We start from the raw sequence: 15068 nt of genomic DNA, 5'->3' as shown, positions 1-15068 counted from the left end.
ACAGCCCGCCGACCGCTCCCGGTCGGCGGGCCGTCCCCGTCCCCGGCTGGTCCCCACCGCTGTCTCGGCGCCGCCGAGACAGCGGTGACGTCCAGCCGCGGGCTTCTGGCTGGTTCCCACCGCTGTCTCCGGGCGCTCGAGACAGCGGTGGGAACCAGCCGCGGGTTGTCGGTGGCACGTCACGATTCGCTTGTGGGGGACGGGACGGGGGTGGATCGTCCGGTAGGTTCACCGCCGCGAGTGAATCTTTCTCACCACGGGGGCCACGGGGATGCGGCGCAAGCTGGCTATAGGTATCGGCACGGCGGTCGCCGTGCTCGCGGCGGGGGGCGGCGTGGCCGTCCTGACCTCGCCGTCCGGGACGGCACCGGCCGAGGCCGCACCGGCGGAGGCCGCACCGGCGGAGGCCGCACCGGCGGCGACGCCGACCGAGCTGCCACCCGACCCGGCCGCCGCGCCGCCCCGCATCCGGACCGCGCTGAGCAGCGTCGACCTCACCGCGGGCGGCCGCCCCGCGCAGATCGCCCAGCGCGACACCCGCCGGTTCAGTCTGCTCGGGGTGAGCTGGCCGGATCCGTCGGCCGTGCCGGACGGCACGATCGAGGTCCGCACCCGCGGCGCCGCCACCGGTGAGTGGTCCGGCTGGCAGGCACTGGAGAAGGCGGACACCGGCCCGGACGCCGCCGAGGCGGCCGCCTCCGGCCGCCGGGGCGCCACCGAACCGCTCTGGGCCGGCCCCTCCGACGGGGTGGCGGTCCGGATCGGCGGGAAGGCCGGTCTCACCGCGGGTTTGCGGCTGGACCTGATCGACCCGGGTGCGGAGAGCGGCGGCCGCGGCGGCGGTGAGCCGTCACCGGGCGCCTCGGCCGACCCGTCGCCGTCACCCACGCCGTCGCCGTCGGCGAGCACGACGGTGCCCGGGGACACTCCGATCGAGGGTGACGGGCCGGTCGACGAGACCGTGGAGGAGCCGGCCGAGGCGCCCCCCGCGGTCGAGGAGCAGGCCCCGCCGGTGGTCGGGCAGGACACCGGCACCGGTGTCGACTCGGTGGTCCAGGAGGTCGCGCCGGCCGCCGCGGCGAGTGTGCCGACCGTCGCGCCCACCTCGACGGCGCCGGTGAAGGCGCAGTTCCCGGTCTACTACACGCGCACCGCATGGAGCGCCGACGAGACGATCGTCGGCAGTGTCACCGACGCCAAGGTGGTCAACGCGGTCTGGGTGCACCACACCGGCACCACCAACGACTACGACTGCTCGGAGTCGGCGGCGATCGTCCGCGCCATCCAGAGCAACGACGTGAACGTCAAGGGCCTGTCCGACCTCGGCTACAACTACCTGGTCGACAAGTGCGGGCGGCTGTTCGAGGGGCGCCGGGGCGGCGTGGAGAACGCCATCGTCCCGGCCGCCACGGTCGGCTTCAACACCGGGTACGCCGCGATCGCGGTGATCGGCAACTACGAGACCGCCGCGTCGTCCGCCGCGGTCGAGACGATTCTCGCGCAGGTCGGCGCGGCCCGTCTCGGCAGGTACGACTTCAACCCGGCGAGCCAGGGCACGTTCACCGCCGGGGTGGCCAACGACAAGCTGGCCAAGGGCGCGCAGATCACGGTGCCCCGGCTCTCCGGCCACCGCGACGCCGACGCCACCGTCTGCCCGGGCGCCAACCTGTATGCCCGGCTGGCCGACATCCGCGCGAGGGCGCAGCAGATGGTGACCGGCCTGGCGCTGACCTCGGTGACCGGCGGCGGCTACTCCGGTGGCGCGTACTACGTGCGGTCCTCGGCGAAGCTGAACTGGAACATCGCCACCCCGCCGGCCGACCTGGCCCGGTTCGAGGTGCTGGTCGACAGCACGGTGGTGAGCACCCTGACCGGCGACGCCCGCACCGCGACGGTGCCGATCCCGGCCGGCCGGCACGGCGTCACGGTCCGCGCCGTGCACGACTCCGGCAGCACCGCCCGGGTCGGCGTGACCGTCTACGGCGACCCCACGGCACCCACCTATCGCGGTGCCCTGCCGCTGAACCTGATCACCGGCACCTACAGCACGACCTCGGTGCCGGTGCGGCTCGGCCTGACCGGGACCGACAACCTCAGGTTCGCCGGCTACACCGTGACCAGCCCGCGTTCGGCGACGCTGGGCCCGGCCGCGAGCTGGGCCACCACGGTCCGGCCCGGCACGTCGACGTGGCGACTCACCGCCCGCGACGTGGCCGGCAACAGCCGGGCCGCATGGATGTCGCGCAGTGTCGTGCTGTCCGCCGAGACCGCCGCCAAGAGGTCCGGTACGTGGTCCCGGCGCACCAGCGGCTCCTACCTGGGCGGTAAGGCGCTCGCGGCGACGGCGAAGAACGCGAAGCTGACGTACACCTTCACCGGGCGGTCGGCGGCGCTGATCTTCTCCCGCGGATCCAGGACCGGCAAGGCGTACGTCTACCTCGACGGCCGGAAGGTGGCCACCATCGACACCCGCGCCACCGCCACGAAGTACCGCCAGGCGCTGTGGGTGTCGTCGACGGCCGTGAAGAAGCACACCGTCACGATCGTGGTGGCGGGCACGGCCGGCCGGACCACGGTGGTGTCCGACGGGCTGGCCTACATCCGCTGACGCTCCTCAACCCGGGCGGCGTGGCGTGCCGCGCCGCTCGGGTCCACTGTGTTCCGGCGAGGGCGGCAGGGTGAACCAGAACGTGGCGCCCCGGCCCTCCTGGCTCTCCGCCCAGATCTCGCCGCCGTGCCGTTCGACGGCCCGGTGCACGGTGGTCAGGCCGATGCCGGTGCCGGGGAAGTCGCGGGCGTCGTGCAGCCGGGCGAACGGCCGGAACAGCTGGCCCGCCTGATCGGCGGGGAACCCGGCACCGTTGTCGCGGACGTAGAACCGGCCGTCGTCGGCACCGACCTCGACGACCGGGCGGTCCACCTTGCGGGTGAACTTCACCGCGTTGTTGATCAGGTTCTCCAGGATCACCCGGACCAGGCCCTCGTCGGCGTCGGCGGTCATTCCCTCCCGTACCGTGAAGGTCACCTGCCGCTCCGGGTCGCGGGCCGCGACGTCGCTGATCACCTGGCAGGCCGTCGTCGTCATGTCGAAGAGTTCCCGCCGCAGGTCACCGCGGCTGGCGCGGGCCAGGATCAGCAGTGACTCGACCAGGTCGGCCATCCGCATCGCGGCCGCGTGCACCCGGGTCAGGCGGTAGCGGGTCTTCTCGCCGAGCGGCTCCTCGTCCTCCTCCAGCATGTGCTCGGCGAAGCTGCTGATCACCTGGAGCGGGCCGCGCAGGTCGTGCGACACCGACCCGGAGAACGCCTCCAGCTCCCGGTTGCGCCACTCCAGCTCCTCGACCAGCGCCGCCCGGGTCTCGGCCAGCTGCCGGGCGGCCCGCTCCTCGGCGGCGTCCAGCTCCCGGCGCATCAGCTCCTCACGGATCCGGCGGGCGTCGTCGTGCGACTGCTTGCGGCGGATCTGCGCGCGTACGTGCACCCGCAGCCCCTCCGGCACGTCGGTGTCGCGGACGTAGTCGTCGGCGCCGGCCGCCAGGCAGTCCAGCATCCGCTCCTCGGCGCCGGTCATCACCAGCGGCAGGTCGGCGACCTCGGGAACCTCCCGCAACCGGCGGCAGTCGTCGCGGGCCCGGTCGACGTCGCCGTTCAGGGCGATCACGATGCAGTCGACCGGCTGGGCGGCGAGCAGGTCGAGGGCGTCGTCGATGCCGGTGGCGTGCACGATGTCGTACCCGTCGACGCGCAGTGCCTCGCCCCATCTGTCGAGTTCGGCGCGGTCCGGGCCGACGGTGAGCACCTTGCCGGGACCGTGCGGGCCGCCGAGCGCCTCGATCGGCAGCTGTTCGGCGCTCTGCCGCAGCACCGCCGCCAGTTTCGCCAGCACCACCGCCAGGTCCTGCTGCTTGCGCACGAACGCGTCGGCGCCGGCGTCGAGCATCTGCATCTCGGTGGCGTAGTCGTCGGCCGCGGTCATCAGCAGGCAGGGGGTGTCGCGCAGCGCCGGGTCGAGACGGATCCGGCGGATCACGGTGGCGCCGTCGATGCCCGGCATCACCCCGTCGACGATCACCGCGTGCGGTCGGCGGTCGGCGGCCATCCGCAGGCCCTCCTCGCCGCCGGTCGCGGTCAGCACCGCGTAGCCCTCCGGTTCGAGCAGGTCGCGCAGCCGCTCCCGGAAGGTCATGCTGTCGTCGATCACCAGGACCGTGGTGCGGTCGGCGTCCCGGTCGGACGTCTCTCCGAGCAGCTGGCGGGTACGGGCCACCACGTACCCGACGTCGTAGGGTTTGCCCACGTATTCGTCGGCGCCGATGCGCAGCCCGGCCAGCCGGTCGGTGACCTCGCTCTCGCTGGACAGCAGCATCGTCACCACCCCGTCCCGGCCGGGTGTGCGCCGCAGTTCGGTGAGCAGTTCCAGGCCGTCGGCGTCGGGCAGGAGCACGTCCAGGACCGCCGCCTGGAAAGTCTCCCCGGTGAACGCGGTGCGGGCCTCCGCCCCGGTGGCGCAGAGGATGGTGGCGAACCCGTCGCCGGAGAACGCCTCGTGCAGGTCCATCCGTACGGTCAGGCTGTCGTCGACGATCAGCACGGTCGGTGTCATCGGCGCACCGTTGCCGGGTGCAGCTCGCTCAGCCGGGCGGCGATCCGGGACGGTGGCAGGACGTGGACGGCCGCTCCCATCAGCGCCGCCTCCCGCGGCATGCCGTAGACGGTGCAGCTGTGCTCGTCCTGGGCGAACGTGACCGCCCCCCGGTGGCGCATCTGGAGCAGCCCGGACGCGCCGTCCCGGCCCATCCCGGTGAGCAGGCAGCCGGCCGCGCCCGCCCCGTAGTCGTCGGCCACCGATTCGAACAGCACGTCCACCGACGGCCGGCAGGAGTGCCGGGGTGGCCCGGAGCTGAGCCGCAGCAGCCCGTCCCGGACGTACAGGTGGCGGTCCGGGGGAGCGAGCAGGATCTGCCCGGCGGCCCGGCTGATCGGGGTGCCGTCCCGGGCGTACCGCACGTCCCGGCGGGTCTGCCCGGCCAGCCAGTCGGAGAACGCCTCGGCGAACTGCTCGCTGGCGGCGATGTGCTGCACCGCGAGCACCGGTGTCGAGAAGCTCGGTGACAGGCCGCGGATCAGCTCGGTGAGGGCGGCCGGCCCGCCGGTCGAGGCGCCCACCGCGACGACGGCCAGCCCGCCGCTGGAGGGCACCCGCACGGGTACGGGCACCGGCGCGGCCGGCGTGGGCGGGACGTCCCGGCGGCCCAGCCTCGCCCGCGGATGGGTGATCACCCGGATCCGGGCGACCATCCGCAGCGACGTCCGCAGGCGGACCGCCCAGTCCGCGTCGGAGTCGTCGCCGCGTGGTTTCTCCATCACGTCCACCGCTCCCGCGGCCAGCGCGTTGTACGTGCTGAACAGTTCCTCCCGGTCGGCCGACGACACCACCAGGATCGGGGTCGGGTGCTCCGCCATGATCTGCTCGGTGGCGGCCAGCCCGCTGATCCCGGGCAGCATCATGTCCATGGTGATCACGTCCGGGCGCAGGCGGGCGACCATCTGCACGGCCCGTTCCCCGTCCGCGGCCTCGCCGACGATCTCCAGCTGCGGGTCCGCCTGCAACGCCTCGCGCAGGTGGTACCGCATGGTCGCGGAGTCCTCGACGATCAGCACCCGGGTCACGGCAGCGCCTCCTGAGCCGTGCTTCCCGGGCTTCCGGCCGCGGCGTGGCGGCCGGTCACGACCGGACCACCAGACGCCGGATGTGGTCGAGCAGCTGCTCCTGATCGAACTCGCCCTTCACCACGTAGGCACTGGCACCGACGGCGCGCCCGCGGTCCCGGTCGGCGGCGCTGGCCCGGGAGCTGACCAGGATCGCCGGGACGCCGGCGAGCTGCGGGTCGGCGCGGGTCCGCTCGACGAAGGTGAACCCGTCGATGCCGGGCATGTCGATGTCGGTGAGGAACAGGCCGTACCGCCCGGACCGGGCCTTCTCCAGGCCCTCCTCACCGGACGCGGCCAGGTCCACCTCGTAGCCGGCCGACTCCAGGATGCTGCGTTCCAGCATCCGGGTGGTCAGCGAGTCGTCGACCACCAGGATCGGCAGCGGCTCGGCGGCGGCGGCGACCATCGGCCGGGCGCCGTGATGGCTGCGCAGCACCTCCTCGGCCAGGCCGGCCGGGTCCAGCACCAGCCGCGGGGTGCCGTCGGCGTCGACGGCGACGCTGCCGATCACCGGGGAGGCGGGGGCGAGTTCCGGCAGCGGCCGGGCGACCAGGGCGGACGTGCCGGCCAGCCGGTCCACGCCGATGGCGAAGACACCGTCCGGCCCGTTCACCACCACGGCGGCGCCGACGCCGGGGGAGTCGGGGACGGTCGACCCGGCGTAGAGGACCTCGGCCAGCGGCAGGAACGGGGCCGCGGCGTCCTCGTGGACCAGCCGTCCACTGGCGGCGGCGGCCACGGCCTCGTCGCCGCCGAGCCGCACACAGGCCCGTACCGCGTCCAGCGGCAGGGTGGCCACGGTCCCGCCGGCCTCGACGATCAGGCCGGTCATCGCCAGCAGGGCCAGCGGGATGATCAGTTCCACCGTGGCGCCGTGGCCGGGGGTGCTGCGGACCCGTACCTCGCCTTGGAGCTGGGCGCCGACCTCACGGACCGCGTCCATGCCGATGCCGCGGCCGGCCACCTCGGTCACCGACGGCGAGGTGCTGATGCCGCCCTGAAGGACCAGGCGGAGCAGGGCGTCGACGTCCGGCGGCGGAGCGCCGGGCGGCAGCAGGCCACGGGCCTCGGCGGTACGCCGCAGCGCGTCCAGGTCGAACCCGCGCCCGTCGTCGGAGCACCGGAACACCGCGAACCGCCCGCGCCGTTCGACCTCGACACTGACCGTCCCCTCGGCCGGTTTCCCGGCCGCGAGCCGTACGTCCTCCGGTTCGATCCCGTGCACCACCGAGTTGCGGACCACGTGCAGGAACGCGCCGCTGACCGGGCCGAGCAGGTGCGCGCCCATCCGGATCCCGCCGCCCTGCGCGACGAACCGGACCCGCCGTCCCTCGGCGTCGGCGGCGTCCCGGACGGCCCGGCGCAGCGTGGTGAAGACCGATCCGACCGGCACCAGCCGCAGCCCCTCGGCCCGGGCCCGGACGTCGTCGAGCTCGCGTTCGATCTGGTCGACGGCGTCGGTGAACCGGCGGGCGGCCGAGCCGAGGTCCCCGGCGAGCCGTGCGGCGGCGGCACGGGCGGTCCCGCTCGCCGTCCCCCGGTCCAGGCGCAGCTGGTCGACGAGGCTCTCGGCGGACCGGTGCAGGCGCTCGACGGTGGCGCAGCCGGCCCGCAGCGGCGCCATCCGGGTGTTGGTCTCGCCGATGGCGTCGAGCAGTTCGTCGAGGTCCTGGGTGGAGGCCCGCTGAGTGGCCGTCTCGAGGTGCTCGGGAGCCGGCGCGGGTGCCGGTTCCGGTTCCGGCGCGGGTGAGGGCGAAGGCGGCGGCGGAGGTGAGGGTGACGGCGGAGGCGCGGGCGCGGGTGTGGAGGCGGGCGCGGGCGGCTGTTCCATCAGCGAGACGTACGCCGCGATCTCGTCGTTGAGGCGCAGCAGCTCGCGCATCTCCTCGGCGGCCAGCGGCGCCTCCCCGGTCCGGTGCGGGACCAGGACCTCCTCGAACGCGTGCGCCCGGTCGGCGATGTCCTTCTGTCTGACGACCCGGGCCGCGCCCTTGAGCGTGTGCGCGAAGCGGAGCAGCTTCGCCACCGGCTCCGGCCCGGCCCGCTGGTCCAGGTCGAGCACACCCGCGCTGATCTGGTCGATCAGCTCGCGCGCCTCGATCCGGAAGTAGCGCAGCGGATCCTTGCCCTCGGCCATCAGTGCCGACCGGTGCCGACCATTTCCAGCAGGTCACTGGAGAGGTTGCTGAGATGGGCGGCGGTCTGTTTGGTCTGCACCGCGCTGGCCTCGGTCTCCCGGGACACCCGGGCGGTGTCCGAGGCGGCCACGTTGACCTGTTCGACGGCGGTGGTCTGCTGCTTGGTGGACAGCTCGATCTCCCGGGTGGCGTCGTTGGTGGTGGCGACCAGCTGCACGATCTCCCGGAACGAGTTGGTGGCGTCGTCGAACTTGCGGGCCCCGGCGTCGACCGCCTTCGCCCCGATCTCGGTGGCCATCACCGTGGTGTTGACCGCACCCCGGACATCCTCGATGAGCGTCCGGATCTCCTTGGCCGACCCCGCGGTCCGGTCGGCGAGCTTGCGGATCTCCTCGGCCACCACCGCGAACCGCCGTCCCCACTCGCCGGCCCCGCTGGCCTCGATGGTGGCGTTGATGGCCAGGATGTTGGTCTGTTCGGCCAGCTCCGACACCAGATCCACGACCTGGCCGATCTGCTGGGACTTCTCGCCCAGCGCGAGCATGTGCTGGACGATCTGGTCGACCTGGGAGCGGATCGTCTCGATCGACGCCCGGGTCTCGCCGATGGTGGCGTCGCCGTTCCGGGCCGCCGCCTCGGTGTCCTCGGCGATCTTCGACACCCGCTGGGCGGTGTCCGCGATCTGCCGGGAGGTGATCAGCAGCTCGCTGATCGTCGTGGTGATCTCGCTCATCGCGCTGGCCTGGTCCCGGCCCCCGTTGACCTGCTGGGCGGCGGCCGCCTCCAGCTGGGCCGAGGAACTCTGGATGTGCCCGACCGCGGTGCCGACCTCGCGTTTGAGGTCGCGGCTCAGCCGCAGGGCGACGAGGACGGCGCTGATCGTGGTGAGCACACCCAGGCCGATGACCAGCGCGATCGCCTGGGTGGCGCGGGTCGAGGCCGCCTCCCGGTCCGCGGCGACGTCGCCGCGGACCAGTTCGATCAGGTCGGTGATCGCCTGTTGCAACTGCTCGCGGGCCGGCACGACCGTGGTGTCGTTGATCCGGTCGATGGCCGAGGTGTCGTCGGTGGTGCGCCGGGCGGCCATCACCTCGGCGGTCGCCGCCGCGTGCCCGTCGTCCAGATCCGCGATCTGGTCCAGCTTCGCCAGCACCTCCGGATCGTCGATGCTGCGGCGGAGGTCGTCGAGCATCCGGCGGAACGCCTGATGGTGGTCCTCGGTCAGCCGGGCGCTCTCGGCCGACTTGTTGAACAGGTACGTCCGGTAGTCGGCGATCCGGGTCTCCATGGTCCGGCTCAGGTTCCCGGCGCCGGTCAGGTCCTCGGTCGCCGACGTGATGGCGGCGTCCTTGGCGTTGACCACGAAGACCAGGCCGACCACCGACGTGACGATGGTGAGCATGGTGAACAGGACGGTGATGCCGACGCCGATCGCCAGCTTCCCGCCGTAGGTGCGTCCGGCCATCATCGGGACTCCTCGGAGACGGGCCGGTGGCCGGCCAGCTGGTGTACGAGCTCGCGGGTGGCCGGCACGTCCACGATCGGCCGGTTGCCGTCGGCCAGCCGGACCATGCCGTGCAGGCAGCCGTGCCGGCCGGCGCTGTCGACGGTCCCGGCGATCACGTCGGTGGCCGGCACCCGCAGGTGCCGCTCCAGTTCATGGAAGGCGAGGGTCAGGGGCGGGGCGCCGGCGGTGAGCAGCAGCCACCGCGGCCGCTGCGGGATCGGGTGCCCGAGCAGCGCGGCCAGGTCGTAGACCGGGACCACGACGCCGGCGTACCCGGCCACGCCGAGCAGCGCGCCGACCGTGGTGGGCAGCGCGGTCACCGGCCGCTCCGGATGCACGCCGGAGGCCTGGGCCAGACGGATGGCGTACGGCCGGTCGCCGGCCCGTACCGCCAGCAGTTCGATGTTCTCGTCGTCGAAGACGCGTGCGGGTTCGGCGAAGGACCGGTCGAAGTCGTCACGCAGGCGGGTCACCCGCTCGGCCACGGTCTCCGGCCGCGTCATCGGCGGACCCCGCACGCGTCGAGTTCGGTGCGGCACAGCGTGGTCAGGGCGATCCGCCCGAACCCGCCGCCGAACAGCACGATCCGCTCGTCCTTCTCCCCGATCAGCAGTTCGAGCGCGGCGCACAGGTGGTCGGCGGCGCCGCGGTCGTCGCCGCGCCGCCGGGCGAGCAGGCCCATCCGGAGGCGGGGCATCGCGAACCGTGGATCCAGGTAGGCGGCGAGCCGGTACTGCCCGACCGCCAGGTCCGCGCAGTCCAGTTCGTGGCAGACGCCGAGCAGATGGTGGGCGTCGGCCTGCGGCCCGCCGGCGTGCAGCAGCCGGTTCGCGGTGTCGCGGGCCTCGCCGACCCGGCCGACCTGGGCCAGCAGCACGCCCCGGATGAGCGAGTCGGCGTCCCCGGCGACGTCGAGGGCCTCGGCGAACCGGTCGTCGCGCATCAGGCCGAGCACCCGCCGGGGGTCGTCGCGGACGACGGCGGGTGCCGGTGGCTCGGCCCGGACCCGCCGGGGTGGCGGGGCGGGAGCCGGGTCGCGGGGTGGGGCGACGACCCGCCGCTGGTAGTAGACGGTGCCGTCGGCGTGGCAGACGTCCAGGCCGTCCGGGCGGCTGCCGAGCGAGTCGGTGTGCCCGAGGAAGAGGAACCCGCCGTCGGTCAGGGCCCGGGTCATCCGGCGGATCAGCTCGGCGGCGACGTCCGCGGTCAGGTACATCAGCAGATTGCGGCAGAAGATCACGTCGTAACGGGCCGGGTGCCACAGCTGCGGGTCGTCGGCGGCCACGTTGTGCTCGACGAACCGGGCCGCCGCCGCCACCTCGTCGGTCACCCGGAAGCCGTCCTCGACGGGCCGGAACCACCGGCGGCGTACGTCGTCCGGGGTGTCGCGCAGGGACCAGGACGAGTAGACCGCGGCGCGGGCCCGGCGCAGCATCTCCCGGTTGGCGTCGACGCCGGTCACCGTCACGATCCAGTCCGGTCCCGGCCGCGCCTGGATCGCCGCGACGGCCAGCGAGTACGCCTCCTCCCCGGACGAGCAGCCGACCGAGAGCAGCCGCAGCACCCGCTGCCCGGACCGCGTCTCGATCAGCTCCGGCAGCACCCGTTCGCGCAGCACCCGGAACTGCTCGGCATGCCGGAAGAAGTAGGTCTCGGTGATGCTCAGTGCACCTGCCAGCTCGGCGACCTCGGCCGTCCACCGTCGTCCGGCCAACCGGTCCAGATACTCCCGGTCGCTGAGCCCGTGCGCCCGTGCGCGGGCGGCCAGCACCTCGGCGGTCTGTCCCACGTCGTTGTCGGCGAACGTCCAGCCCAGGCGTCGCTGGAGCAGCTCCCGGAACCGGCTCAGCGACACCGCGCTGATCATGACGCGACCTCCGGTGGCGGGCCACCGGCTGCCTCCCACACCTCGTCGGGCACGGCGGCGATGCTGTGCAGCAGCAGCAGCGGTTCCGTCCCGACCGTCCCGACCGCCGCGATCAGGGCCTTGGAGACGCCGGTGAACAGGGCGGCCGGCCCCTCCGGCGGCGCCACCTCGACGTCGCGCACGCCGAGCACCGGTCCGGTGGCGCAGGCGACCGGGCCGCGCCCGGCACGCACCGCGACGTACCGGTCGACGGGTGCCTCGACACCGGTCAGCAGCCGGGTCATGTCGATCACCGGGGCCGGGGCGCCGCGCAGGATGGTCAGCCCGCGCACGTAGGACGGGGTCCCGGCGAGCGGCCGGGTGTGCAGCGGGCGCATGGTCTCGATGACCTCGCCGAGCGGCAGCGCGCAGTAGAGCGGTCCGGCGCGGAAGACCAGCGCGGGCACTCCGGCGGCAGGCGCCGGAGTCAGCACACCACCCGGCAGCCCCCCCACGGCCCCAGGCTAGCCACCGTTTTGCGAGCTTCGCTCGTTTTCAAAGCATTTCTGGGGTACGCCGTATACGTCCCGTCCGTCCCGGCCGGCGAGGCGTCTGGTGGGGCGCCCGGTGGAGACGGCCGGTGGGCGTCCGGTGGGGTGGCCGGTGGACGGCCGGTCCCGGCGCGCGGCCGCCCTCCGCGCGCCGGGCCGGCCTGCTCAGGGGGCGCCGTCCTGCCCGGTGAACCGCAGCGGCAGGGATGGCCGGCCCGGCTGGGGGACGGTGTTCCCGGCCCACGGCACACCCTCGTGCCCGCCGGCCCGGCCCGGTGGCCGCCCGGCCACCGGCATGTCCCGGACGATGCGCTGGGTGACCGGCTCCCCGGAGGCGTGACGGCGCCCCTGCTGCGGGGGACGCGGGGTCTCCGGCCGCCCGGCCGGAACCGGTGCGGCCGGCCGTACGTCCCGGACGAGTTGTTCGGTGATCGGCTCTACCCCGGCCGCCGGCACGGTGGTGGCGGCGGGCTCCGGAACGGGTGGTGCCTCGCCGGGCGGCCGGTAGGCCGGCCACAGCCGCGGCACCCGGCCCGCCGCCAGGTCCTCGACCCAGCCGAAGGCGAGCACCGCCACCCCGGTGAGCAGGAACGTCATCGCGAGGGTGACCGGCTGTTCCAGACGGCCCAGGTCGTCGTGGCCGGTGAGCTCCAGCACCGGCCAGATCGCCGCGATGGCGATGTTGTGCCACAGATAGATGGTGACGGCCCGCCCGGTGAGCAGGCTGATCAGGCGGTCCAGTGGCCGGATCCGGGAGAACCGGGTCATGTCCGGCTGCCAGCGCAGCATCAGCAGCACGAACGCCAGCGACCACAGCGCCTGCGACTCGGGCACGTCGTTCAGGTCCCAGGCGGCCGCGCCCTGGTGGCCGTTCTGCCAGTAGAGGGCGGCCGCGCCGAGCCCGATCGCCGCACCGGCCACGACCGACGGCCGCAACCGGGCCAGCCGGCCGTCGCGGTGCGCGAACCCGGCGATCCAGCAGGCACCGTAGGTGACCAGGTCCCACATGACGGAGTCGGCCGCGGCCGGCAGCGTGAACCCGGTCCGGTCCAGAACCGCGAGCCCGGCGACCGGCAGCAGTACGAGCACCCAGCCGATCCGCTTCCACAACGCGTACAGCAGCGGTGTGAGCAGCACGAACCACAGATAGGCGCGGATGTACCAGAGCGGCTCCCACGCATCGATCGCGGCCTCGCTGCCGGGCGGGTCGGCCAGTGGCAGCACCCAGAGCAGGATCCGGGCCGGTTCCACCGTCCAGCCGGTGGTGATCATGGCCGGGACCACGACCACACCGAGCAGCCACAGTGGAGGCAAGAGGCGGCGCAGGCGGGACACGACGACCGGGCCGGCCGGGCGCCGCTCCAGGGACGCCGCGGTCAGCGAGCCGGCCACCGCGAACATGATGCCCATCGCCGGCAGCGCGAGCGACAGCCACGCCCACCCGAAGTGGTGATAGACGACGACCCGGACGATCGCCGCGGCACGAAGCGTGTCCAGGTATCGGTTGCGCACCGCGAAACCGTAGCGACGGCGAACCCACGGCGGGGACCACCGCGGGGACCGGGAGATCGGACTGAGTGGATTACCCCGATAGGCGGAAGAGCGCCGGAACCCGGTGCGGCTGTGCGACATGCATGATCCGGGTTCCGTTCCGTTTCCCCTGGCCGTGCCGTTGGTCATCACTGAGCGCCCCGGAGCGGCCGGGACGCGTGAGCAGAGGGATCGACGGCGACATGCGCAAACCTTCGGTGGGGCTCGGGCTGGCTGTGGCGACGCTGGCGGTGGGCGGCTGCGCCACTCCCGCGCTGGCGTACGGGCCACCGGGCACACCGGACACCGCGGCGACCGGACGGCCGCCCGTCGCGGGCTGGGGCGACGCACCGCTGCGGCCGTCCCGGCCCGTCCGGTCCCGGGTGGAACGCCCGGGTGGCCGGGCCGCCGTGCCGGGCGCCGACCCGATCGTGGCGTCGCGGACCGCGGTGACCGCCGCGTCGGCCGGGCCCGGCGCGCAGTCGCCGGTTCAGCAGCAGATCCTCGCGCTGGTCAACCAGCGCCGCCGGGAGGCCGGCTGCGACCCGATCACCCTGGACCGGCGGCTGATCGAGGCCGCCAACCGGCACGCCGCCGACATGGCGCGGCGCGGCTACTTCGACCACGAGTCACCGTCCGGTGAGAAGGCCGGCAGCCGGGTGCGCGACGCCGGGTACGTGTGGCGCCGTTACGGCGAGAACATCGCCAAGGGCCAGGCCAGCCCCTTCCGGGTGATGGCCGACTGGATGAGGAGCCCCGGCCACCGGGAGAACATCCTGGACTGCCGGCTCGACCAGATGGGTGTCGGCCTGGCGCTGGCCGCCGACGACACGCCCTACTGGGTGCAGGAATTCGCCACCCCCCCGTAGCTGAATCACCTCAAGCCGGTGGCTCCGGATGCCGATGGCATACCGGTTTCGTGTCACCGGCCTTCCCCCTACGCCACAGGTGGTCCGGCTGTGCTTCGATGTGCGGACATAACTCCTGGGGAGGAACGTTGGCAAGGGGACGGGTTTCCGCTCGCCTCATCGGTGCGGTCACGGCCGCACTGGTCGGCAGCGGTCTCGGCGCATTCGCGCTGACGCCGGCGAGCGCCGGTGCGTCCGCGCCGGTGACCGCGGCCGTGACCACCACGGTGGTCACCAAGGCGGCCGCCGCGTCGTGCGCGACCGGCAAGTACCAGAAGCAGGTCGAGGGTTACCTGAAGCAGCTGGGTGGATACGGCACGGTGACGGTCGACGGCAAGCAGTCGCCCGCCGACTGCACCGCGATCGTCAAGTTCCAGAAGCGCTTCGGCATCCAGCCGGCCAAGGGCCTGGCCGGCCCGACCACCTACGACGTCGCCAAGCGACTGGCGGCGACGAGGACGGCGGCCTGCAAGGCCAAGAAGAAGGGCATCACCTTCTGCATCGATCTGACCAACCAGACGACGTGGGTGATGAAGAACGGCGCGGTGCACGTCAAGCCGACCATCACCCGCACCGGGTACAAGGGCTACCGGACCCCGGCGGGCACCTTCACGATCAACAAGCGGACGAAGAAGGAGTGGTCCGACCCGTACGAGGTGTGGCTGCCGTACTGGCAGCGCTTCATCGGCGGGCGGGGCTTCCACCAGACCACGACCTACATCCACGACAAGTGGCGCGGGTCGCACGGCTGCGTGAACCTCCTCCAGTCCGACGCGCAGAAGTACTGGAGCATCGGCAAGATCGGCATGACCGTGAAGGTCTTCGGCCGTCGCCCCGGCACCTGATCGTCTCGTCACAGTGAAGCGGGCCGTCCCT

At 73.4% G+C, this 15068-nt stretch carries 11 protein-coding genes; 3 read left to right on the top strand and 8 right to left on the bottom strand.

Going from position 1 to position 15068, the window contains the following annotated elements; translation table 11 throughout:
* Positions 1 to 271: 271 nt before the first annotated feature.
* The gene (locus BC793_RS01300) at positions 272 to 2608 is read left to right on the top strand and encodes an N-acetylmuramoyl-L-alanine amidase (protein WP_146246153.1); all 2337 of its coding nucleotides are present in this window, start codon (positions 272 to 274) and stop codon (positions 2606 to 2608) included.
* 6 nt (positions 2609 to 2614) lie between these two features.
* Here the strand turns inward: BC793_RS01300 and BC793_RS01295 are convergent, their stop codons facing one another.
* The 8 genes from BC793_RS01295 to BC793_RS01260 all read right to left on the bottom strand — a co-directional run bounded on the left by BC793_RS01295 (position 2615) and on the right by BC793_RS01260 (position 13266).
* On the bottom strand, positions 2615 to 4603 hold the full coding sequence (locus BC793_RS01295; RefSeq protein WP_109588666.1) for a response regulator: 1989 nt from the start codon (positions 4601 to 4603) through the stop codon (positions 2615 to 2617).
* Positions 4600 to 5670: a chemotaxis-specific protein-glutamate methyltransferase CheB gene (gene cheB, locus BC793_RS01290; RefSeq protein WP_109588665.1), complete on the bottom strand. Its 1071-nt coding sequence runs from the start codon at positions 5668 to 5670 to the stop codon at positions 4600 to 4602. Before cheB ends, BC793_RS01295 begins: the two co-directional genes overlap by 4 nt.
* A 55-nt stretch (positions 5671 to 5725) precedes the next feature.
* Positions 5726 to 7849, bottom strand: a complete 2124-nt coding sequence (locus BC793_RS01285; RefSeq protein WP_109588664.1) for a hybrid sensor histidine kinase/response regulator — start codon at positions 7847 to 7849, stop codon at positions 5726 to 5728.
* Positions 7849 to 9318, bottom strand: coding sequence for a methyl-accepting chemotaxis protein (locus BC793_RS01280; protein ID WP_109588663.1), 1470 nt, complete (start codon positions 9316 to 9318; stop codon positions 7849 to 7851). The genes BC793_RS01285 and BC793_RS01280 overlap by 1 nt, the downstream gene beginning before the upstream one ends.
* Entirely contained in the window at positions 9315 to 9860 is a 546-nt protein-coding gene (locus tag BC793_RS01275; protein ID WP_109589069.1) for a chemotaxis protein CheW, read from the bottom strand. The genes BC793_RS01280 and BC793_RS01275 overlap by 4 nt, the downstream gene beginning before the upstream one ends.
* The gene (locus tag BC793_RS01270; protein ID WP_109588662.1) at positions 9857 to 11224 is read right to left on the bottom strand and encodes a CheR family methyltransferase; all 1368 of its coding nucleotides are present in this window, start codon (positions 11222 to 11224) and stop codon (positions 9857 to 9859) included. The genes BC793_RS01275 and BC793_RS01270 overlap by 4 nt, the downstream gene beginning before the upstream one ends.
* Positions 11221 to 11718, bottom strand: coding sequence for a chemotaxis protein CheW (locus tag BC793_RS01265; RefSeq protein ID WP_239169796.1), 498 nt, complete (start codon positions 11716 to 11718; stop codon positions 11221 to 11223). Before BC793_RS01265 ends, BC793_RS01270 begins: the two co-directional genes overlap by 4 nt.
* 201 nt (positions 11719 to 11919) lie before the next feature.
* The gene (locus tag BC793_RS01260; protein WP_109588661.1) at positions 11920 to 13266 is read right to left on the bottom strand and encodes an acyltransferase family protein; all 1347 of its coding nucleotides are present in this window, start codon (positions 13264 to 13266) and stop codon (positions 11920 to 11922) included.
* A 221-nt stretch (positions 13267 to 13487) separates the two neighbouring features.
* Here BC793_RS01260 and BC793_RS01255 point away from each other — a divergent pair, with 221 nt between their 5' ends.
* Together BC793_RS01255 and BC793_RS01250 are read left to right on the top strand one after the other, a co-directional pair.
* On the top strand, positions 13488 to 14153 hold the full coding sequence (locus BC793_RS01255) for a CAP domain-containing protein (RefSeq protein WP_158319176.1): 666 nt from the start codon (positions 13488 to 13490) through the stop codon (positions 14151 to 14153).
* 128 nt (positions 14154 to 14281) lie between these two features.
* Complete coding sequence (locus BC793_RS01250; RefSeq protein WP_239169797.1) at positions 14282 to 15037, top strand: L,D-transpeptidase family protein; 756 nt, start codon at positions 14282 to 14284, stop codon at positions 15035 to 15037.
* Positions 15038 to 15068: the final 31 nt, after the last annotated feature.

The sequence above is a fragment of the Actinoplanes xinjiangensis genome (assembly GCF_003148685.1).
Lineage (GTDB): Bacteria > Actinomycetota > Actinomycetes > Mycobacteriales > Micromonosporaceae > Actinoplanes > Actinoplanes xinjiangensis.
Note: the sequence above shows the minus strand (reverse complement) of the source record. Positions and strands in the feature narration are given on the sequence as shown.